Source organism: Mucilaginibacter lappiensis, assembly GCF_900155965.1.
GTDB lineage: Bacteria > Bacteroidota > Bacteroidia > Sphingobacteriales > Sphingobacteriaceae > Mucilaginibacter > Mucilaginibacter lappiensis.
The window spans coordinates 1-20737 of record NZ_FTMG01000027.1 but is presented as its reverse complement, the minus strand read 5'-3'; the positions used below and the strand labels follow the sequence as shown (position 1 = coordinate 20737).

Annotated in this window: 21 protein-coding genes and 2 pseudogenes; 16 read left to right on the top strand and 7 right to left on the bottom strand. The window is 42.8% G+C overall.

All coding sequences use genetic code 11. The features are described from left to right. Positions 1-3 precede the first annotated feature (3 nt). From BW976_RS28175 to BW976_RS28160, 4 genes are all read left to right on the top strand, one after another. Entirely contained in the window at positions 4-1962 is a 1959-nt protein-coding gene (locus tag BW976_RS28175; RefSeq protein ID WP_245834800.1) for a copper-translocating P-type ATPase, read from the top strand. Positions 1963-2070: 108 nt separating this feature from the next. Beyond that, a complete protein-coding gene (locus tag BW976_RS28170) occupies positions 2071-3051 on the top strand; it encodes a 2-hydroxyacid dehydrogenase (protein ID WP_076378921.1) in 981 nt (326 codons plus the stop codon). Between the two features lie 16 nt (positions 3052-3067). Further along, positions 3068-3361: a hypothetical protein gene (locus tag BW976_RS28165; protein WP_076378919.1), complete on the top strand. Its 294-nt coding sequence runs from the start codon at positions 3068-3070 to the stop codon at positions 3359-3361. A gap of 42 nt (positions 3362-3403) precedes the next feature. Next, positions 3404-3793 (top strand): tautomerase family protein, encoded by a 390-nt coding sequence (locus tag BW976_RS28160; RefSeq protein ID WP_076378917.1) that lies wholly within the window; start codon positions 3404-3406, stop codon positions 3791-3793. Positions 3794-3885: 92 nt separating this feature from the next. Here the strand turns inward: BW976_RS28160 and BW976_RS28155 are convergent, their stop codons facing one another. The 4 genes from BW976_RS28155 to BW976_RS28140 form a co-directional block, all read right to left on the bottom strand. After that, on the bottom strand, positions 3886-4236 hold the full coding sequence (locus BW976_RS28155) for a hypothetical protein (RefSeq protein ID WP_076378915.1): 351 nt from the start codon (positions 4234-4236) through the stop codon (positions 3886-3888). 123 nt (positions 4237-4359) lie between these two features. Further along, the gene (locus tag BW976_RS28150; protein WP_076378913.1) at positions 4360-5103 is read right to left on the bottom strand and encodes a YoaK family protein; all 744 of its coding nucleotides are present in this window, start codon (positions 5101-5103) and stop codon (positions 4360-4362) included. Positions 5104-5187: 84 nt separating this feature from the next. Then, positions 5188-6501, bottom strand: a complete 1314-nt coding sequence (locus BW976_RS28145) for a L,D-transpeptidase scaffold domain-containing protein (protein ID WP_084192385.1) — start codon at positions 6499-6501, stop codon at positions 5188-5190. A 121-nt stretch (positions 6502-6622) separates the two neighbouring features. Further along, positions 6623-7477: a universal stress protein gene (locus tag BW976_RS28140; RefSeq protein WP_076378909.1), complete on the bottom strand. Its 855-nt coding sequence runs from the start codon at positions 7475-7477 to the stop codon at positions 6623-6625. A 55-nt stretch (positions 7478-7532) separates the two neighbouring features. Here BW976_RS28140 and BW976_RS29635 point away from each other — a divergent pair, with 55 nt between their 5' ends. The 9 genes and pseudogenes from BW976_RS29635 (at position 7533) to BW976_RS28095 (ending at position 15160) form a co-directional block, all read left to right on the top strand. Then, the gene (locus BW976_RS29635) at positions 7533-7730 is read left to right on the top strand and encodes a hypothetical protein (protein ID WP_076378907.1); all 198 of its coding nucleotides are present in this window, start codon (positions 7533-7535) and stop codon (positions 7728-7730) included. Beyond that, on the top strand, positions 7711-7959 hold the full coding sequence (locus BW976_RS28130) for a hypothetical protein (protein ID WP_076378905.1): 249 nt from the start codon (positions 7711-7713) through the stop codon (positions 7957-7959). Before BW976_RS29635 ends, BW976_RS28130 begins: the two co-directional genes overlap by 20 nt. 193 nt (positions 7960-8152) lie before the next feature. Further along, positions 8153-11350, top strand: a complete 3198-nt coding sequence (locus tag BW976_RS28125) for a chemotaxis protein CheB (protein ID WP_076378903.1) — start codon at positions 8153-8155, stop codon at positions 11348-11350. Positions 11351-11552: 202 nt separating this feature from the next. Further along, entirely contained in the window at positions 11553-11957 is a 405-nt protein-coding gene (locus BW976_RS28120) for a hypothetical protein (protein WP_175614201.1), read from the top strand. 47 nt (positions 11958-12004) lie between these two features. Next, positions 12005-12457, top strand: a complete 453-nt coding sequence (locus tag BW976_RS28115) for a pyridoxamine 5'-phosphate oxidase family protein (RefSeq protein ID WP_076378899.1) — start codon at positions 12005-12007, stop codon at positions 12455-12457. Positions 12458-12507: 50 nt separating this feature from the next. Next, a complete protein-coding gene (locus BW976_RS28110) occupies positions 12508-13029 on the top strand; it encodes a DsbA family protein (RefSeq protein ID WP_076378897.1) in 522 nt (173 codons plus the stop codon). 41 nt (positions 13030-13070) lie between these two features. Next, positions 13071-13928, top strand: a complete 858-nt coding sequence (locus tag BW976_RS28105; RefSeq protein WP_076378895.1) for a CHAD domain-containing protein — start codon at positions 13071-13073, stop codon at positions 13926-13928. A gap of 28 nt (positions 13929-13956) precedes the next feature. Next, positions 13957-14717 (top strand): annotated as a pseudogene (locus BW976_RS30115) (MlaE family ABC transporter permease). A 5-nt stretch (positions 14718-14722) separates the two neighbouring features. Beyond that, positions 14723-15160: an ATP-binding cassette domain-containing protein gene (locus tag BW976_RS28095; protein ID WP_245834798.1), complete on the top strand. Its 438-nt coding sequence runs from the start codon at positions 14723-14725 to the stop codon at positions 15158-15160. A 384-nt stretch (positions 15161-15544) separates the two neighbouring features. Here BW976_RS28095 and BW976_RS28090 read toward each other — a convergent pair whose 3' ends face one another. From BW976_RS28090 to BW976_RS28080, 3 genes are all read right to left on the bottom strand, one after another. Beyond that, positions 15545-16411, bottom strand: coding sequence for a sugar phosphate isomerase/epimerase family protein (locus tag BW976_RS28090; RefSeq protein WP_076378893.1), 867 nt, complete (start codon positions 16409-16411; stop codon positions 15545-15547). A 173-nt stretch (positions 16412-16584) separates the two neighbouring features. Continuing rightward, complete coding sequence (locus BW976_RS28085; protein ID WP_076378891.1) at positions 16585-17310, bottom strand: 3-keto-disaccharide hydrolase; 726 nt, start codon at positions 17308-17310, stop codon at positions 16585-16587. A 64-nt stretch (positions 17311-17374) separates the two neighbouring features. After that, positions 17375-17797 (bottom strand): c-type cytochrome, encoded by a 423-nt coding sequence (locus tag BW976_RS28080; protein ID WP_076378889.1) that lies wholly within the window; start codon positions 17795-17797, stop codon positions 17375-17377. Positions 17798-17892: 95 nt separating this feature from the next. On the opposite strand from BW976_RS28080, the gene BW976_RS28075 reads away from it, so the two are divergent. The 3 genes and pseudogenes from BW976_RS28075 to BW976_RS28065 all read left to right on the top strand — a co-directional run. Next, positions 17893-19104: an MFS transporter gene (locus tag BW976_RS28075; protein WP_076378887.1), complete on the top strand. Its 1212-nt coding sequence runs from the start codon at positions 17893-17895 to the stop codon at positions 19102-19104. Positions 19105-19107: 3 nt separating this feature from the next. Continuing rightward, positions 19108-19857 carry a DeoR/GlpR family DNA-binding transcription regulator gene (locus BW976_RS28070; protein ID WP_076378885.1) on the top strand — a complete coding sequence of 250 codons (750 nt, stop codon included), beginning with the start codon at positions 19108-19110 and terminating at the stop codon, positions 19855-19857. A 598-nt stretch (positions 19858-20455) separates the two neighbouring features. Further along, a pseudogene (locus BW976_RS28065) lies at positions 20456-20737 on the top strand (recombinase); the annotation flags it as partial.

Genomic DNA, 20737 nt, shown 5'->3' with positions numbered 1-20737 from the left:
TTAATGAACCATCCTGGCACAGATCACCACGCAATGATGATCGCGGACTTTAAGAAGCGGTTTTATGTGGTGCTTTTTCTGACCGTTCCTATCATGCTGCTGTCGGGAATGATACAGCAGTTTTTAGGTCTGCACTGGCAATTTACGGGCTCGGCCTATATTTTATTTGCGCTTTCCTCTGTCGTTTTTGTTTATGGGGGATGGCCCTTTTTAACAGGGTTGCTTGATGAAGTAAAAGCAAGAACTCCAGGCATGATGTTCCTGATCGGTTTTGCCATCACCGTTGCCTATAGTTACAGCGTAGCTATTGTATTTGGCCTGAAAGGGATGGATTTTTTCTGGGAACTGGATACCCTGATCCTGATTATGCTTTTAGGGCACTGGATTGAAATGAAATCCGTAGCCGGTGCATCAAGGGAGCTGGAGTTACTGGTGGCCCTAATGCCCGACGACGCCCATCTGGTAGTCGGAAACAACATAAGGGACGTAAAAACGGATACGCTTAAAAAAAGTGATATTATACTAATTAAGCCGGGTGAAAAAGTCGCAGCCGACGGAATTGTCGCTGAAGGAGAAAGCTATCTGAATGAGAGCATGCTCACAGGTGAAGCAAAGCCGGTAAAAAAAGCTGCCGGTGATAAGGTGATCGCCGGTTCCATAAACGGTAATGGTTCTTTTAAAGTCAGGGTTTCCAATGCTGCCAAGGATTCTTACCTATCGCAGGTTATCAAGCTGGTTAATGACGCGCAGCAGTCCAAATCGCAGACTCAGCTGCTGGCGGATACTGCAGCGAAATGGTTAACCATCATCGCGCTTGTCACCGGGATCTCCACATTCTTATATTGGTATCTGACCGGGCAGTCCCTGGCCTTCGCTATGGAAAGAATGGTGACCGTTATTGTGATCTGCTGCCCCCACGCACTGGGTCTGGCTGTTCCGCTCGTCGTCGCCAAATCAACAGCGTTATCCGCTAAACATGGCCTGCTGATCAAGAACCGGTCGGCATTTGAAAATTCAAGAAAGATAACCACCGTAGTTTTTGATAAAACAGGAACGCTGACCATCGGAAAGTTCGAAGTATCAGCCATCATTTCGCTTAACAAGGCATTGAAGGAAAATGATCTTCTGACCATAACAGCTGCCCTGGAGCAAAATTCGGAACATCCAATTGCCACAGGAATCCTGCAAAAGGTAAAGGAACTAAAGCTGGCTGTTCCTTCCATAGTCAACTTTAAAGCCATTACCGGTCAGGGTGTTCAGGGTACCGTAAATGGTAAAATGATCCTGGTGGTCAGTCCGGGGTATTTGAAAGTAAATAAAATAGCGCTTCCCGATGGGTTTAATGCCAATGATACGGAAACAGTCGTATTTGTGATGATAAACAATCAGCTTTCCGGATATATCTCATTATCGGACCGCATAAGACCGGAATCGGCAGCAGCCATCAAAGCTTTAAAACAGGAAAATATAAAGGCTATATTGCTGACGGGAGATAACAGTAAGGTGGCGGCAAGTGTAAGCAAAACTTTAAATATGGATAGTTTTATAGCCGAAGTGCTACCCGGTCAGAAACTGGAAAAAATTAAAGAACTCCAGCAAAAGGGAGAGTTTGTAGCGATGACGGGAGATGGTGTCAATGATGCGCCCGCGCTTGCACAGGCCGACATCGGTATTGCAGTGGGTTCGGGAAGTGATATCGCTGCTGAAACGGCTGGAATCGTCCTGGTGAACAGCAATCCGAATGACGTGGTTAGCCTGATCAGTTTTGGTAAGGCAACATATAAGAAAATGGTCCAGAACCTGGTTTGGGCTACCGGCTACAATGTTGTAGCACTGCCCCTGGCGGCAGGTGTTCTTTACAACCAGGGCATCTTACTGAGCCCGGCAGCGGGCGCGGCGCTGATGACCCTGAGCACCATCGTGGTTGCCGTTAATGCAAGCTTTCTAAAAATAAAGACATAGCATTTTTGATTGGTCGGAAAACTGACCAGTATCATTTTTATTGCTGACCCCGCTCATTCTTTACCCGATGCATTAGCAGTAATTTTGGTCTTAATAATTACATCACCAATGAAAGTGGTAGCTTATAGTATCAAACCCTTTGAAAAAGAGTACCTGGCAATTGCCAATCAGAAAAGGCACGATATTACTTTAATATCGAATGCCCTTAGCCTGGATACCGCCTTTTACGCGGCAGGTAAAGAAGCCGTGATCGTCGTTACGAATGACGATGTTTCGGCTAAAGTTATAGACAAATTAGCCTTATTCGGCATTAAATATATTATTACGCGTTCTACCGGTACGGACCAGATCGATAAAGCAGCGGCTGCACAGCATGGAATCAAGTGGTCTAATGTGCCATCCTATTCTCCCCAGGCGATAGCTGAACATGCGGTGGCCCTGGCCCTCGCTTTAAGCCGTCACCTGGTTGAAGCCGACCGCGACAGCCATCAGTTTGATTTCAGGAATGACAACCTGATCGGTTTCAATTTCTCTGGTAAAACGGTGGGTTTGGTCGGTTTGGGCCATACGGGCCTGGCGGTTGCCAGGATTTATAACGGTATGGGCTGCAAGGTGATTGCTTTTGATCCGGTCTTTCCGGAAAATGCTCCGGAGATCGGATCGGTGACATTGGAACAGCTGTTTGCCGAAGCCGATGTTATATCCTTACATCTTCCTTTATCAGCGTCAAGCAGGCACCTGATCAACAAAACCACACTTTACCAAATGAAAGACGGCGTAATGCTGATCAATACTTCCAGGGGAGCCATTATCAAAACGATTGATGCGATCACCGCTTTGGAAAAAGGCAAGCTGGGTTATTTAGGGCTGGATGTCTATGAATTTGAAAAGGACCTCTATTATGAAGATCATGAAAACGATACCTATAAAGACCCCTTGCTTCAAAAATTAATGAACAGCAAAAATGTCCTCATAACCCCTCACCAGGCTTATCTGACTAAGGAAGCTCTTCAGGAAATTGCTGATCAGACCATTAAAAACCTAGATCTCTGTAGTGAAAGTCCGACTCCATTAATAGCAGAATTATAACTTAAAAAGAACATATATGACCATCATTAAAAACGTATTGGCCATTAGTGCCGAAACACTTTATATCCATTTAAAAAAGGATTTTACCGACTATATCAATTATAAATTAGATTCCAATCTCAGTACTGATTTCGCACATGTTTATGACGTGATCAATGTGCTGTTCCCGGAAGTGATTGAGGGTACCGCATTGACCATCACGGTTACCGACGATGAAATTACGGTGTCTGATAATGCGAAGGATTCTGAATTTAATACAGAACTGCTTGAAAAACATCTCATCGATTTTATTACAGATAGGTGCAGCTAGGCTTTATTATAAATCAATTTATTTATCACTAAAACCGATCAAATGCCATATTTGCAGTTAGAGGTTAATGAATCTTATCCAACCGAAAAAAAGAAGTTGCTGGCGAAAACCCTTGGTGAAATATTTTCACGTCTGATGGAGGCCAATGTAAAGCGCGTCACAGTGGGCATCCGCGAATTAGGAACAGGGTCAATATGGCGCTGTACGGATGGCGTACCTGTACCTGCACCAGTGTTGATGTGTGATATACGCCGTGGCCGTTCGCCGGAAAAACGCGCTGAATTGGCCAAAGCACTGATCGGTGCCTGTGAAGAAATACTTGGCTTGGAACCGGATCTGCTTAATGTGGAATTTACTCAGCATGCCGGTGACGAAATGTACCATCCTTTAATGGGGGGATTAAGTGACGATTGGAAGCCGGATGAAGCCTGATCAGTAAACGTTAAATACGATAAATCAAACACAGCAAAAGGGATCTGATAAACAGGTCCCTTTTGTCGTTGTTATTATTGCATTTTGTGCACCTATAGCAGGTAAAACGCAAGCATCAAAACATGTGCGAAAACACTAAAGGCGAAAATGGACATTAAAACACGTATGCCATAACCGCCCATCCCGGCTATGATGTTTGCAAAGAAAAATACCATCGTGATGATCAGTACAAGGGAAGAAGCGTTATAATAGTAAATTAGATAGGCGGGTATCGGCAGGAAGAATACGCCTTGCGCCACCATAGAAATCAGGTACCACATGGTTTTATTTTCAGCCTGGCTGTCTTCCAGCGCAAGCCACCTTTCATAAATGCTTGATTTTTTATATTTCGGTGGATTCACAGCTGTATTCCACGGGGATTTAACATTGATTGCAGTTTCCATAATTGATATTTTTATACTGTAAAGATGCCCTGAATAGCCGGTTTAAACTATGATAACGGCCCCGCTTTTATGTGATTGAGAACACAATTTCTCCCATTAAAACCGAATACGGGGCTTCATAAATCATCCCCTTGGATTTTTAACCGCATACTGCAATTTCCTGTAAAAGTGGGTGGCTCTGATCCTGAAAATATCAGCAAGAAGTGTGAATAAAAGGACAGCCACCGGAATGAGAAAGGCATGAAAATGAAAATAGCGGAACAGGTAAGCACCTGCTAAGGCACCGAAGAGGAAAAAGAAGATGATGACCAATCTGAGTTTAATCCTTGTTTTTAAGGCCGTCCTGTTTTCGGTTTTTTTCTGTAAAACCTGGGCCAGTTCAATTCCCAGGTCAGTAAACGTGCCGGTAAGATGTGTGGTGCGGACCACGGAGCCCGAAACGATAGAGACCAGCGAGTTCTGCATACCCATGGCAAATAGTAAGCTTCCTGCGAAAAATTCTTTTGAAACTAAACTATAATCATAGCGCGAACCCGTCAGGGACACCGCTAAGAGTATTCCGGCTTCAATCAATATCGGGAAAACATAGGAATAGCGCTGGTTACGCCCGAGCCGGGAAACAATGAAGCTGGAAATAAAAGCCCCCGCTAGAAATAGAAACATCCAGAGCGCAACTACCCGTGCAGTCTTCCAGTCTTCCATGGCGATCCGCTCCGCGAAAAGCGCAGCATGACCCGTTACATTGGTTGTTAACACGGCAAATGCCAGAAAGCCCGCCGCATTGACAAAGCCTGCTGTCACGCCAAGAAGTGTCGCCAGTTTAACATTGTGGCCATAGGTTCTTTTAGTACCCAGGTGCCTCAACATACGCTTATGCCAGGTAATGTACGCTTTCTTGCATTTTCGTCTTTAAAATGTTGCTGATAATTAATATGTTTTGCAATCACTCGTTTACTTGTTTTTAGTGTTTAAATCCAGCGCCAGTGAGTTGGTGACATTATATAATTTCATTTCCAAATTCTGGTCCAGTTGATAGATATCATTGTAGATTACCAGGGTTCCTTCATCCACAGCGCAGGTAATATAAGTTACTTCAAATGGTATTTTCTTCTTTAAGATAAATGTCTGCGATTCATTTTTCTTTAAGGCTTTTGTGATCAATGGGACACTTTTAAGGTTGCCGTCATTAGTCAGCAATAGCCCGGCTAACTTTTGCGCTTGCTCCACATTCAATGTTCCGTTACTCACCGCCCTGTCTTCCTTTCTAAAAGACAACTGGTCAGGTGTGTTTCCAAGATAAATTCCTTCACGGTTATAAAAAGTAAAGTATATCCGTCTGGATGAGGTATTCCATCCTTTTGATACCTGAATGGAACCAATAGCGCTTGCAAATGACGGCGTTGGGGTAACAGGCTTTCCTGCCAGTATCCTGAATTGATAAACCATATCCGGCCGGTGGAATTCAAGGGTAAAGGAGGGAATGTTAACGGCGATGTAGATCTCCTGATCATTTACAGCCCATCTGAGGCGTTCCATGTTAATGGCCATTTTTTTAACATCCGTTTCAGACAACTCATAGTTATCACCTGTATATACCCCGGTAAGCAGGTGCATGTGGTACTGGAGGTTGGTATAAGCTTTTGTCTTTGGCTGTAAACTTTCAACAGTTCTTATAAAATCCTGCTGATTTAAGGCATTTGCCAGTTCAATATCTGCATGGCAGCCTTCAAAATTCCCGGCGTCCAGCTTTTCAGGAGGATAATTCACATTAAGCTTTCCGAAATGTAGATTATTGATTAAGGTGATCATGGCATCTGTTAACAGGATATCATAAGCCGCCTGCTGACTGTTGGTTACTTTTTCAGGATGTTCGACCAGCAGGTGCAATTGGTTATAGGTCAGTTCCGTTGGATGATAGTCCGCGGGAACCAGCCCGTATTGTATTACGCAATCCAACAAAAGCATAGCATCCCAGTTATGAGTTTTTATCTTTTCCGGTGCGATCCATACCAGCTTGTTCCCGTTTTTTGCATAAAACCGTTCAACCGACAGTGGGAAAAGCAGCGATCCTGCATTTTTGGCAATTTTGATTGCTGAGGATACGGAACTATCCGGCTCAACAGAAAGCACAGATTTGGTTTTTAAATGAGATACCGCGGCTTTTACTTCACCGGACATTTGCAGGAAAAAGAAGATAACGCCAATGATGACACTGACCTTTAATCCTAATTTTAAAACGGGTATTATTTTAATGGGCTTTTGCATAGTTGTTCTGATTGACAATGCAAACTTCCTGAATATCAGTTGGTTTAATAATGATAGCAGTCATTTTAAAAACTGATGTTAAACATTCACTGCGATAACCAGGTGCTCGGTTAAAACTGCTTTAATCCTGAAAGACAAGCAAGGGAATACTAACGTGCCCGGCCATTTTTTTTGTATCGCTGCCGTGCAGCAAATCATTGAAAAAATCATGCTGCCGGTGAACCATAGTCAGCAGATCCACCTGCCCGTGTTCACTTAACCAGTCCAGACCAGTTTCGGTACCTGCGCTTTTAATCATCCGATAATAGATATTGGGATAATTGGCCGTATCTACTAATTCCACCATGAAATTTTTGATCCAGTGCTCAAACTCAGCCCACTGGTATTTGCCGTCATAAACATGGGTCAGCAGGATCTCTGCGTTAAGCTGTTTGGCAAGGGAAATCAGAGAGTAGATAAACTTAAGGTCATCATCCGGGTTTTTAAAATCGGTAGCAAAAGCGATCTTTTTAATCGGCGCAAACTTTGCTTTCGGCGGGATGAGGAGCAGCGGCTTGTTCGTGCTGTCTATGACATTTTTGCAATGGTCTCCGAAAAGGAAAGAACTAAGTCCCCCGTGATGGTGTGTCCCCATCAGTATGAGATCTATATACTGACTTTTTACAAAATAATCTACGGCATTGGTTACGGTTCCTGCTTCGCTGGCAAATGTTATTGCCGGTCGAAAAGTTTCCGAATGGTCATTTTGTTCTATATGTGCCTTTAATCGTTTGAGCTCTTTTTCACTGTCTTCCAGCAGGGTTTCGCTATCTTCCAGCGGCCAGGCGACCAGGCCGGCCTGAGGTACTTCGGCGGGAACGATGATGGCATTTCCTAATACGATATCTGCCTTAATTTGCTTTGCAAATTGATAGCCATATTCGGCAGCATGTTTAGCAGCTGACGAAAAATCGGTTAAAAAGAGTAATTTTTTCATTTTCTCGATTGATGTTTTAATATGGTAAAACTGGTCAATCTTATCGAATCAAATAATGATGCCGGTCATTAATTTAGATGATACTACCCCTGAAATGGTTTTCTTTTCAAAAACCGATTTTATTGGTTTTGTGATTAATATCAATGTGTTTTATGCTGCAGGTCATTTTTTTAAGCCATATAAACCCGACTTTTGGCTGCATAAAGACCAATTATTCCCTTTATTAATTAACGATGAGATTCCTCCGATTTAACTTTGACCATCCATTTAAGGGTAAAGCCAGCATCATGCAGTTGTTTGCCGTAAACCCTGTTATCAAAAACATACTTGTGGACAGCCAGCTCAGTAATCTCGTGGAGATCCCGATTCATGACTGCCGTTCCGGCAAGTGGAGAATTACCCTCGACTGGAATTATGATGGAAGAGCTTTCACACACCAGGAAGATTTTGAAGTCCTGAAAAAGAAGAGAGTGCTATTGTAAACCGTCCTTCGCTAGGCTATAACTAAGCTTCGTGTGACTTAATTATTGATTTTACCTGTTAAAATCATGGTTGTCCCTATTATATAGCTTTATAAGAAACTTATTTGCAATATTATAGTTATATATTCAATAGTCTTTTTTACCTCTCTAAAAGAATTCCTACTACTTAATACCCGCTCTTTAAATTACTGACATGCTGAAAGCTGATCCCCTATATATTATCGCAATTGGCGCCTCCGCCGGTGGCATGGAAGAAATAAATTCGTTTTTTGATCATACGCCCCTGGACGGCGTTTCCTATATCATCATTCAGCACCTGTCTTCGGATTTTAAAAGCCGTATGGTAGAGCTGCTGGCCAAGCACAGCAAACTGGTGGTGAATGAAGCAAAAGACAAAATGAAAGTCATGAGCAACCAGGTTTACCTGATCCCGAATGATAAATTCATGACGATCAGGGACGGTAAATTGTACATGTCTGACAAGGAATCCGTTAAAGGGCCGCACCTCACCATTAATACTTTTTTTAAATCGCTTGCGGATGATTACGGCAAAAAAGTGATTGGGGTCGTCCTTTCAGGACTGGGCTCGGACGGCTCGGACGGAATAAAGGCGATCAAGAAAGCAGGAGGTATGGTGATCGCCCGCAATCCTGAAACAACCGAATTTGGCAGCATGCCGTCGAATGCTATAGCAACCGGTTTGGTTGACTTTGTACTGGAACCTGCATCAATGCCGGACGCGATAGAAGATTATGTAAAACAGGGAGGCGAACTGATCGCGGATGATAAAGATGATGAGCTCCATATCAAGTCGATCATTAATTTAATCAAAGACAGATCACCGCTTGATTTTTCAGATTATAAACTGCCGACTTTAATGAGAAGAACCAAAAGAAGGGCCGCTTGCGGCAATTTTAATTCGCTTTCCGGCTATCTTGACTTTTTAAAAGCAACTCCTGCTGAAGTAGAAGCGCTCATCAAGGATTTCCTGATCAGTGTTACTTCTTTTTTCAGGGACAAAGAGGCATTCACTTATATCCAGAAACATATCCTGCCCCTTGTGCTGGCAGGCCTGGCCGCAGATCAAGAATTGAAAATGTGGGTAGCGGGCTGCGCAACCGGTGAAGAAGCGTATTCACTGGGCATATTAATAGCGGAACAGTTAACGGGCAAACACAAGGATACCGTAGTGAAAATATTTGCGACAGATATCGACAGCGCCGCATTGGAGCACGCCGGCAGAGGAGTATATAATCAGGAAATAAAAAAAAGTGTATCTGCCGAACGACTGGAAAAATATTTCATTTCAGAAGGCGAGTATTTCCGGGTAAAACCAGAGGTTCGCAGCATGATCATTTTTGCGCAGCATGATCTGGTTAAAAACCCGCCCTACTGTAACATTCACTTTATCAGCTGCCGGAACCTGCTGATCTATATGACACCCATCCTTCAAAAGAAAATATTTTCCATGATGCTCTTCGGGTTAAAAAGGGACGGTTATTTGTTCCTGGGCTCCAGCGAAAACCCGATACCGATAATGAAGAACCTGGAGGTGGTCAATAAAAAATGGAAGATCTATAAAAATCTGAAAGCTAAGCGGGATGTGAGTTTTGACGTGTTTTCTCTGCCGGAGCTGCTGGACATTAAACGTACACCGGTTATTGCCCATGAGATTATCTCCCAGAGTTATGGGAATACCGTTTCCGAAGCGATGCAGGTTTCCCTAGCGGGTGAACAGGACTACCTCGCGATTTGCATCGACGAGCATAACCGCGTTGTAAAAACCTATGGTGATACAAAAAAATACCTGGTACAGCAGAACTTTACCTCAAATCTGGTAGAGCTTTTATCCAAGCCCCTTGCTGTGGCATTCAATACACTGATCAAACGGATTGGCCAAACCAAAGAATTAGTGTCTGTCAGCGGGATAAAAATAAAACATGAGCAAACTATCGTTAAGGTCAAATTATCCATAAGTCCGCTTAAGGTTAATAAAGACGAGCAAAAGCTGATGATGGTTACTTTTAACCCGGATACTTCACCGGTCAGTGACGATATTGTTTTTAATGAAAAAATATATCATGACCAGTACACCCTGAACCTGGAGGAAGAGCTGAAGGAGCTCAAAGTAAAACTCCATACTGCTTATGAAAGGCTGGATGCATCCAATGAGAATATGCAGTCCTTCAATGAGGAACTGATCTCCGCCAATGAGGAAATGCAAAGTACCAATGAGGAAATGCAGTCGGTTAATGAAGAGTTGCATACGATTAACGCGGACTACCAATTAAAAAATAAAGAACTGCTGGAGATTAATGACGACCTGAACAATTATTTCAGGAGTAACATCAACGGGCAGTTGTTTATCAATAATGAATTACTGCTGATGAAGTTCTCCCCGGGTACGGTCAAACAGATCAACCTCCTCGAAACGGATATCGGCCGGCCGCTGAGTAATATCTCAACCAACATTAAGTTTGAAACCATCATAGAGGATATCAAGCAGGTCTTGTCTGAAGGTATCGTAATTACCAAGGAGATCGAGACCAATAATGGCAAATGGTATCAGATCATGACGATGCCCTATGTACAGCAGACCGACCAAAAACGAAACGGAGCCATCGTGACCTTTAATGACATTACAGAATTAAAATCCACGCAGCTCGAACTGGACAAGAAAAATGCAAGTTTGACGAGGATCAACAGTGACCTGGATAATTTCGTTTATACCGCTTCTCATGAACTTTTAGGGCCGCTGGCCAATATCGAAACCAGTATTGGGGTAATGAACCTGATCAAAGTTGCTGACCCCGGTATGCTGAAGTTTTTAGCCATCATCAATTCTTCCGTTAAGAAATTCCGTACGCTTATTAGAGATATTTCTGTCATTGCCCGCCTGGAGGGAGATATGCTCAACATGGAGATGATCGACATGGAAGATGTAATCAGGAATATTGAATGGAACCTGGAAAATAGAATAAAATCGTCCGGTGCCGTTATCACCCAAAATCTTGAAGTGAAGCAAATTCTTTTTTCTAAAAAAAACCTTCGGAGCATCCTCTTTAACCTGGTGTCTAATGGCATTAAATTTAATGATAGTAAAACACCGTTGATCCATATTGATATCGCTAAGAACAAAGAGCATATTATTCTATCCGTACAGGATAACGGGAAAGGTATTGCAAAAAACGAAATGGATATCATATTTGATATGTATGGCAGGCTGCACAAGGAGGTTGACGGGCAAGGAATCGGCCTTTACCTGGCGAAAAAAATAATTCATGCTGCGAGCGGTAATATTACTGTAGAAAGCGAGCTGGGCAAGGGCAGCAAATTCGTTATTTATTTAAAAACCGAAGCACCTAAGGATAAAGGCGCTGTATCAGCTTAAGGAATTCCATCGCGCTCAAATAATCCAGCTCCTTTTTTATTTTAATTAATTCTACCCGCATCGCAGATAGTGATGCGGGTCATATTTTGATATGACGCCCGTCATGGCATAAGCCTGTAACTCTACAGACATTTACATCAATCGAATATCCAGCTGATGTTTGCGGATATTTAAAATTGTAATGATGGAAAATGTAACTGAAATGTCGGATAGATCCGCCGAATATCATGCGATTGCCGGGCGCTGGAAATCCGACCTTGAATTTTTTAAAATCGAATCTTCCTTCCTGAGCCGTCTTAAACAGGATTATTATTTTACCCGCTTATCAGCTTACCGACATACCGAAGAACTGCAAGAGGCAGGGCAGAAGCTGTTAAAGCTACAAGACGATATCCTCTGGGCGGAGGCACATGTTGATGCACAACTGCACCAGTTAGCGCAGGTAGCGGAAAATAAGGAGGAAGAGAACTCAAAAAAATTGGCACTGACCAATGCTAAAGTGGGCCATTTAATGATCAATCTTACCCATGAATACCAGAAGGTAAAAAAAGAGCTTTTTACGGCCGTTGATACTATTTTCCGGGAACTGGAATTTCAGGCCAGTTAGCATGAAATTATTGGCTATTATCCTGTACAATATTTAAAAAAAACGAAATGTTAAGAGAACTAAACGATACCCAAATTGAAGAGCTGTTAAAAGACCAGGTAATTGGTCGCATCGGCTGTCATTCTGAGAAAACCATGTACGTCGTACCGGTAAATTACGTGTACGACGGCGCGAATATCTATTGCCATTCCGCCAAAGGGATGAAAATAGATATGATGCGGGAAAACCCCGAGGTCTGTTTTGAGGTGGATAAGATCAAGGATATTACCAACTGGCAAAGTGTGATTGCCTGGGGAAAGTTTGAGGAAATCCAGGACCTGGATGAGAAACAAAAGGTGCTCCAAAAGCTGGTTGACCGCATTACCCCCTACATTATGGATGATTCCGTTACCCGTGAACATGGTTTCGTAGATGAGGAAAGTGATGTAGGAACCAAAGTAGAGCTGATCATGTATAAGATCATCGTCAGCAAAAAAACAGGCCGTTTTGAAAACAGGTAGATTATCCTGCTCACAAGCAAAATCAAAAAGATTAATAAAATTAACAAGACATGCGTGTAGAACTTCAAAATCCGCTAACTGCTGAAGATCATATCCGGGGACCTGAAACAGCGCCTTTGGAATTGGTGGAATACGGCGATTATCAATGCCCTTCTTGCGGCGAGTCCTATCTCGTTTTGAAGAGGGTTCAGCAACAACTAGGTAAACAGGTAAAATATATATTCAGAAATTTTCCTTTAACCGAACATCCCGACGCTTTTAGCGCGGCGATGGCGGCTGAAGCAGCAGCACTTCAACATAAATTCTGGGAAATGTATGATCTGCTTTACTCCAACCAGCTTTACCTGGGCAGCAATGACCTTTTAGGCTATGCCAGCGAAATCGGTTTGGATATTAACAAATTCAGGCGAGATACGCAGAGTGAGGTACTCGCATCAAAAATCCAGGCGGACCTCGATGGTGGTGAGCAAAGCGGCGTGACAGGCACCCCCAACTTTTATATCAACGGCGAAAAGTATGACGGTGATTGGGAAGGTGACGGATTGATCCACTATTTAAAAAGACTACTGTAACGGTAAGTCTTTAATTATACACAAAACCAAAAGATAAAATCATGAAGCATCCGAAAATAGAAGGGGTTATTGAAAAGAGATTTGAAAAAATAAATGAAGCTTTTGATAAGGCCCGGCTGCATTTCCATGAAGACGATATCCGGATATTTCGGGTAAAGGTGAAAAAATTGAGCGCTTGCCTCCAATTGATGAATAACGCGAAAGCGCACCGCCATTCCGTTAAGCTTCCTCAAAAAATGGCAAAGCTTAGCCAGCTGTTCGGAGCGATCCGTGCCCTCCAAATGCAGCAGGATCATGTTCAGCATACGATAAAGGAAAAACAGTTCCGCTTGCCCGATAGCTACTTAAAATTCATAAGCGACCAGATCCTTGGGCATATGGAGAATGTAAGTAAACATATAAATGGTACACAGCCCTTCAAAAAAGAGCAAGAAAGGTTGTTGAAGCTTTTGCCTGATCAGCTTAGCCATGAGGCAATACTGGAATTCGTCCGCACGGAAAGCGACATGATTGAAAAACTGCTATCGCCAGTTTTTCCTGCTGATAAATCCTTTCACGAAGCAAGGAAGCATCTGAAGAATTTGTTATACATATCACCGTATATCAATTTGGAAATGAGTGAATTGTCGCCGTACAAGCTTTTGTCCGGCTTTGAAGAAATAGATTCCTTCACCAAGCTGTTAGGTAATTTTCACGATCTCAATACCGCTTTATACTGCTTGCATACTACCGTTCAAAAAATCGAACCCGATGAAGATGAAAAGGAAACACTTCGTCAGCTGGAGCAAACATGGATTGAGGCAAGAGAGGCTTTCCGTATTCAGATCTATGACGACCTGCATGGAATTGTGGCATCTGGCCGTACGGCAGAATCTTTGGTCGAATGGCCGGTGATGTAAGTCTTTTATAAAATACAAATCACAAAATATGGCTTTAATAAAAGATACCGAAGCATTTCTCGATGAAACGGGCAGCATTGCGAAATTTACAAGCCACTTCTTTTCACATGGGTTGCGGCCCAGGTTTGAAATAAAGGAATTTCTTGCCCAATGTTATACTATCGGCTACAAATCATTCCCGCTGATAGGCCTTACCGGCTTTATTATGGGTTTAGTGTTGACCATGCAGTTACGTCCTTCACTGGTAAGTTATGGCGTACAGTCGGAACTGCCCGTGATGGTCGGCATAGCTATCGTCAGGGAAATAGGCCCGGTGATCACCGCTTTGATTTTTGCCGGGAAAATCGGCAGCAGTATTGGCGCTGAACTGGGCTCTATGAAAGTGACCGAGCAGATAGATGCCATGGCACAAATCCGTATAAATATCTGGTAGCTACCCGGGTACTGGCAACCACCCTGATGCTGCCGGTGCTGACCATATTAGGCGATGCGATTTCCCTATTCGGTGCCTATATAGGTGTTAACCTGAGTTCGGTAACCAGCCTGCATTTCTCCTTTACACAGGTATTTCAAAGCCTCAGTTTCAGCGATATTTTACCGGCCATTACCAAAACTTTTTTCTTCGGTCTCGCGGTAGGCATAATCGGTTGTTATAAGGGCTTCAATTCCAGTAAAGGAACACAGGGCGTCGGTGTATCGGCAAATTTAGCTGTCGTATTATCATCGGTGTTGATATTCATTATTGATCTGCTGGCCGTTCAGTTCACCAATTTATTAGGTTTAAATTAATCAGCATGACCTCAGCAATAAAAACTGAACTCAGCCCGGAAGATAGTATAGCAAAAGGAGCTCCCGTAATCATTATAGAACATTTATTTAAGCGTTTTGATAAGAATGTAGTGCTGAAGGATTTTAATCTGACAGTGCATGGGGAAGAAAATGTCGTGGTGTTAGGGAAATCCGGTGCCGGGAAATCAGTGCTGATCAAGTGTGTCATTGGCTTATTAAAACCGGACAGCGGCAAAATACTGGTTTTCGGGGATAATGTACCTGATCTGAGCCCTGATGACCTGGACAAGGTAAGGAGTAAAATAGGTTTCCTGTTTCAGGCTAACGCCCTCTATGACTCGATGACTGTCCGGGAAAACCTGGAATTTCCTTTACGGAGGCACTGGATCGATCTTTCTCAGCTGCAGGTAAAGCAGAGGGTCGCTGGTTTGAGCCCAGCCTAAGGAGGAAATGGCCTTAGCATACCCGCTAAGGCCGTTTTTAATTTTCAGCCAATTTTAAATATGTGTTTAAAGCCAATAGTGGCACATTTTGGTCCGAGCGTAGTAATAGCACAGCTACTGGAACATCGAACCGGCATTTATGCCTTTCAAGGCTTTTTTAAATCCTTACATAGTGATTTCCACGCATTAAAATCTCCGGCAATTAATCCATATAGCCAATGTGATAGGTTGTAATAGATTGGATCGCTGATCCTTCCTTTTTTGATAGGATATGATAAAATAGGGCAGCGAAATTGTGTTTGCTACCTCTCCACTAAAATAGTGTAACCTAAGGTGGTTCTTATTAAGAGCCTTAAGGCTGTGGCAGGCTTGGGGCAATAAAAATTAGCCTATTTCTTTAAGATAACTTATGCTTTTCTGGATGCTTAAATATTGGTCTATTTTAAAATTTTCCTGTTCGACAATATAATATTTCACCCCGGCAGAATGGGCTTTACTAAGTATTGTTTTGTAATCTATACTTCCGGTTCCAATTTCAGTATTCAATACCGGGTTCGTTTTGTCCATATCTTTAATATGAATAAGCTTAAAACGACCTGGATATGTCTTAAGCAATTTCAAAGGATCTTCTCCCGCTCTAATCACCCAGTAAATATCCAATTCAAAATTTAGCTGCTCGGTATCGGTGTTGTTTAACAGCATGTCGAATAACCTTTGTCCTTCTACGGTTTTAAACTCGAAATCATGGTTATGGTAAGCCATTTTCAATCCCGCCTCATGAACCGTGCTCGCCGCCAAGTTGATTTTATTGATAGTGTCCTCCATGGTCTTTGCACTGTTTCGAAATTGCTCTCCCAGGTAAGGTAATACTATGTATTTTTGTCCGAGTATCTTTGCCGCCTCTATTGCCTGCTCAACCTGTGTTGTATCGCCTGATGAAAGGAATGTATCAAGAGAATAATGCGCACTTGGTGCAGTTAGCCCATTGTCGTCAAGGAGTTTTCTAAATTCAACGGCAGAGAGCCCCCAAAAGCCATTGGTTTTAGAATAACCAAAGGGCTCTACCTGTTTGTAGCCAGCCTGGGCTATTTTGGGTATGATCGTTTTAACATCTTTCGGCAATTGTTCCCTGAAAGCAAATAATTGCAAACCAAAAGGTCGATTTGTTTTTGCAGACAACAAACCAGGCATTAGCATCATTCCTGCAGACATCATGCCGGCTTGTTGCAGAAAAGTTTTTCTATTTATCATAATTTAGAGTGTTACAAGTTGAAAAATAAGTTTCTTAAGTTGGCGCTGATACCAGATATCGAGCGGATCGACCTGTTTAAAATCACTAATAACATTTCGATGGAAAGGCTTTGGGATTAAAGGAAAATTGCGGACTGGTAAATCCACACTTCTCCCGTCAATTTTACAATGGCCTATAGCTCTTTTATCTTTATGTTTCTGAATGAAATCCCGGTGGACCAGTCCTGTAGAGCTATGCTGCCGCTGAAATGCTTCCCAAATTCAGGAAAGGATTTGAAATGGGAGGCTGCAACAATTTTTTTCCAGTCACCAGATTTTAGATCCTGGCTGCAGGTAAGAACCCCGTTAAGGAAAAACTCGATTTTGCCATTCTTTTGCCTGATCTCAGAGTGGTTCCACTCGCCGGTGGGTTTATTCTTGATTGGGTTTTTTTGCGGGAAAAAACCGAACAAACAACCTGAGCGTGATTTTGGCTGCGGGTAATCAAGATGCGATTTATCCAGAAGCTGATATTCAGGACCGGACGCCCATGCGGTTGGTATATCCTTTCTTTCCATGACGTTGATGAAAACACCACTATTTCCCCCTTTTGGCAGCTTCCAGTCAAACTTCAGGTCAAAATTTTTATACTCGTTATCGCTTACCAGGTCACCCGGTTCAGACTTATCTTTCGGATCGCAAAAAAGCTCACCATTACCAGCCTTCCAAACGGTGAACGGGCCTTTTGAGTTATAGAGATGCCAGCCCGCTGTCGATTGTCCATCGAATAACAACTTCCAGCCAGCGTTTTTTTCAGCAGGCGTAAGTTCATTGTCCTTATTGCCAACCATTGCGTAGCAATTAATAATTAATGCCATCACAGTGACTGACATTACTACTCTTCTGTTCTTAGTCTTCATTTCTAATTTAAATTAATTGGTTAATATTTGACGCCTTGCTTACATGATCAAAATCTGTTCACGATCATTTTATTTCGAAGATAAAAGCGATCATCTTCTTTGCGTCTTCTTTAGTGAGTGAGGGATGAGGAGCCATAGAAATATCACCCCAAATCCCTGAACCTCCTTTAATTACTTTGGTAGCAAGTTGGTCAATGTCTTTATCAGTATACTTCACTGCTATACTACTGAAAGCAGGGCCAATTAGTTTCTCTCGTTCTCTATGACAATTCCGGCAGTCGTTCTGAATAATAAGAAGTGCCCCTTTGTCCGAAGATGTTGCCAGCGTAACAACCGGTGAGTAGGATACAGCGCTGTCGGCATTGTCTGAGCCCAATTTCGGGCTGGCTGATTTAGTGCTATCAGTAACGTTCTGTGGTGCCATACTGCCACCGCAGGAAATGATTGCAATAGAAAGTGCAATTAAAAAAAGTGCTTTCCTTAACATAATTTATGGTTTAAATTTTACACCTGTCTTGAAACGGTGGTTCGCCTTCATTAATTCATTTTGCAATATTATGCAAATTTGCATAATATTGCAAAATGAATTTAATTGATAATACTTTTGATCTTAAATTAGTAAGCCGGGCGAAATTAGCCACGCAAGCCATATTCCTGGTATGCGGCTTTGGCGTATCCAGTTGGGCGGTCATGGTACCATTCGCGAAAAGCCGCCTGCACCTCAACGATGCTGAACTTGGCGGGCTGCTGTTGCTTTTAGGCGCAGGCTCTGTAACCATGATGCCCTTGACGGGTATCCTGATGGGGCGCATTGGCAGCCGACGGCTCATTTTTATAGCTGCCCTGTTGATCGCGCTTTGTTTACCTTTATTATTGATCCTGAACACACCATTGACACTTGGTATTGCCTTATTCTTCTTCGGTGCGGGTATTGGAACGATTGATGTGGCAATGAATGCACACGGCGTACAGGTACAAAATTTATACGGCAAGCCAATAATGTCTTCGCTGCATGGGCTTTTCAGCGTGGGCGGGTTGTTAGGGTCTTTGGGATTGGGCTTCCTGATTCGGTTGGGGGCGCAGCCATTCTACGCCGCTGTGATTATTGCTTTGAGTTTATTGCTGATTGCAATTATTGGCTATCGTTCTCTTTTAAGCCTTGATATAGAATCTGCGGCTATCAAGCGCTTTTCGTTAGTAGTGCACGGTATAAGCGGGCGGATGACCAATGCCTGGTTTAGTCCAGTGGCAATATTTCTTGGGGTGCTTTGTTTCGCCGTGTTTCTGGCGGAAGGGGCCATGTTGGATTGGTCAGCGCTTTTCCTGAAAGAATATCGTGGTATTGACCCTTCGCTGGCAGGTGCCGGTTATGCGGCATTTTCTGTAGCAATGGCGACAACACGCCTTTTTGGGGACCGTTTAGTAGCTCGGCTAAAGAGTGACCGCACCGTCATTTTTGGCTCACTGGTTGCAGGAACGGGCACGTTTATCGCCATCATCCTACCCTGGCTGGCCGGCACCTTATTTGGGTTTTTCCTGATCGGTTTAGGTGCTGCCAATGTAGTGCCTGTTTTCTTCAGCGAGGCAGGTCGCCTGAAAGGCGTGAGTACTGCGATGGCGGTATCCGTTATTGCCACCTTAGGTTACGGCGGGCAATTGGCTGGTCCGGCATTTTTGGGCTTTATCGCACAACATTTTACCCTGCCTGTTGCGCTTGGTGTTGTGGGTATTTTACTATTTTTTGTTACCATTGCATATGGAATCCGCCGGATGAAAATGGGAAGTAATAATTAAGCAATGGCAAAGGAAGATCGATATGAGCTGATCCTTAAAGCGCTCGAAACTGATGGTAAAGTTGGTTTTGATAATCTTGCACTTAAACTTGACGTTTCGTCAGATACAGTTCGGCGCGATATTGAACAGTTGAATAAAATGGGCCTTCTTTCAAAGATAAGGGGGGGAGCAGCTGTGCGGTCAAAATTACCCTTTGCATTCCTGGATCGTGTAAAGGAGTTCAACGAGGGAAAGAAAATCATCGCGCTGAAAGCCCAGCAGTTTATAAAGCCCGGTCAAACCATATTTATGGATGGTGGTACAACCAATTGCGCGGTGGCAACACATTTCCCTGTCGATATTAATTTGCGGGTGATTACCAATAATCTTGCGCTTCTCCCGATACTGTCTCATTTTCCCAACATTGAGATTGTAGTTCTTGGCGGCATTTATTACAGGGAATTAGAAATCAATGCGGGGCAGCAAACCTGTGATAATACGGCACAATATGTGGCAGACTTGTACCTTATGGGAACTTGTGGGGTTGACAGTCAAATGGGTATTACCGCACTCCTCCGTGAAGATGGAGAAGTGAAACAGGCCATGCACCGTTCGGCACTAAAAACCGCAATACTAAGTGACCGTCAAAAACTCGGCATCATCGAGTATTTTAAAGTAGCTGATATTTCTGAGGTGCATACGCTCATAACCGATCTGCCCAGCTCACATGCCTCATTAGACGCCTTCCGGACCCAATCCCTGCAAATACAATAATGATCAATACATTTTAAGGCGAAGGATAACTATACGGTTGACATGGAATGACGCTGAAGTGACCAGTTACAAGATCAGATTCTGTTTGGATCATAACGTTAAGATTAGGGTGAATGACAAAATTGAATTAATCAACGTTACAAAAAAACAATCTCTTTTAAATTAGAATCCTATGTACATCTGAGGAACTCTACCACACGGATTGAAGGGTGGTACCATTGCTTATAATTATTTTTTTAAAGAACCGGGGGATTCTAAAGTAATTGAGTGATTAATTTACATTATTGTAAAATTCTCTCCTAAATTTCCAATTCGTCGTAATTCTTCAATGAAATGGTTCGAAAAATGCCCAGTCTGGGGAGCACAAGCCCCGCACGTCTGCGGGGCTTTTTTTTTCATCAAAATAGCCTATTTTAGCGTTTAAACGCGCTTTTTAGTCAATCAGACTTTTTAGAGGCTATCATTTCAATATTCGAGTTTCACAGGTTTTTTTGTTTAACCAGTCGAAAAAGTGTTACAAAATGGAAAAAATGTTACACAATGTAACGCGATTTTGTGACCAAAACAGTAGCTGCTTTGTCGAGTAGATTATTGAATTATGGCAACGCTTAGCCCCAAAGTGTTTAAGCACCACAAAAGAAGTGACGAAACCTACAATGTAAAAATTTGTATTTCCCACAAAAGTGAACGAGCTTACCTTGATACGGAACATTACGTTTCCGAGAAGAAGCTATCCAAATCCTTAGAGATCAAAGATCTTTTTATCTCTAAATTATTAAATGAAACCCTCGACGATTACCGCGAGGAATTCAGCAAGCTTGGTAAAAAGCTTGCATTGTACACAGTAAATGACCTAAAGGATCATTTGCTTAAAAGTGAT

Coding starts and splice junctions, on each gene's coding strand:
- BW976_RS28175 (WP_245834800.1), top strand. CDS start 4: ATGAACCATCCTGGCACAGATCACCACGCAATGATGATCGCGGACTTT.
- BW976_RS28170 (WP_076378921.1), top strand. CDS start 2,071: ATGAAAGTGGTAGCTTATAGTATCAAACCCTTTGAAAAAGAGTACCTG.
- BW976_RS28165 (WP_076378919.1), top strand. CDS start 3,068: ATGACCATCATTAAAAACGTATTGGCCATTAGTGCCGAAACACTTTAT.
- BW976_RS28160 (WP_076378917.1), top strand. CDS start 3,404: ATGCCATATTTGCAGTTAGAGGTTAATGAATCTTATCCAACCGAAAAA.
- BW976_RS28155 (WP_076378915.1), bottom strand. CDS start 4,236: ATGGAAACTGCAATCAATGTTAAATCCCCGTGGAATACAGCTGTGAAT.
- BW976_RS28150 (WP_076378913.1), bottom strand. CDS start 5,103: ATGTTGAGGCACCTGGGTACTAAAAGAACCTATGGCCACAATGTTAAA.
- BW976_RS28145 (WP_084192385.1), bottom strand. CDS start 6,501: ATGCAAAAGCCCATTAAAATAATACCCGTTTTAAAATTAGGATTAAAG.
- BW976_RS28140 (WP_076378909.1), bottom strand. CDS start 7,477: ATGAAAAAATTACTCTTTTTAACCGATTTTTCGTCAGCTGCTAAACAT.
- BW976_RS29635 (WP_076378907.1), top strand. CDS start 7,533: ATGATGCCGGTCATTAATTTAGATGATACTACCCCTGAAATGGTTTTC.
- BW976_RS28130 (WP_076378905.1), top strand. CDS start 7,711: ATGAGATTCCTCCGATTTAACTTTGACCATCCATTTAAGGGTAAAGCC.
- BW976_RS28125 (WP_076378903.1), top strand. CDS start 8,153: ATGCTGAAAGCTGATCCCCTATATATTATCGCAATTGGCGCCTCCGCC.
- BW976_RS28120 (WP_175614201.1), top strand. CDS start 11,553: ATGTCGGATAGATCCGCCGAATATCATGCGATTGCCGGGCGCTGGAAA.
- BW976_RS28115 (WP_076378899.1), top strand. CDS start 12,005: ATGTTAAGAGAACTAAACGATACCCAAATTGAAGAGCTGTTAAAAGAC.
- BW976_RS28110 (WP_076378897.1), top strand. CDS start 12,508: ATGCGTGTAGAACTTCAAAATCCGCTAACTGCTGAAGATCATATCCGG.
- BW976_RS28105 (WP_076378895.1), top strand. CDS start 13,071: ATGAAGCATCCGAAAATAGAAGGGGTTATTGAAAAGAGATTTGAAAAA.
- BW976_RS28095 (WP_245834798.1), top strand. CDS start 14,723: ATGACCTCAGCAATAAAAACTGAACTCAGCCCGGAAGATAGTATAGCA.
- BW976_RS28090 (WP_076378893.1), bottom strand. CDS start 16,411: ATGATAAATAGAAAAACTTTTCTGCAACAAGCCGGCATGATGTCTGCA.
- BW976_RS28085 (WP_076378891.1), bottom strand. CDS start 17,310: ATGAAGACTAAGAACAGAAGAGTAGTAATGTCAGTCACTGTGATGGCA.
- BW976_RS28080 (WP_076378889.1), bottom strand. CDS start 17,797: ATGTTAAGGAAAGCACTTTTTTTAATTGCACTTTCTATTGCAATCATT.
- BW976_RS28075 (WP_076378887.1), top strand. CDS start 17,893: ATGAATTTAATTGATAATACTTTTGATCTTAAATTAGTAAGCCGGGCG.
- BW976_RS28070 (WP_076378885.1), top strand. CDS start 19,108: ATGGCAAAGGAAGATCGATATGAGCTGATCCTTAAAGCGCTCGAAACT.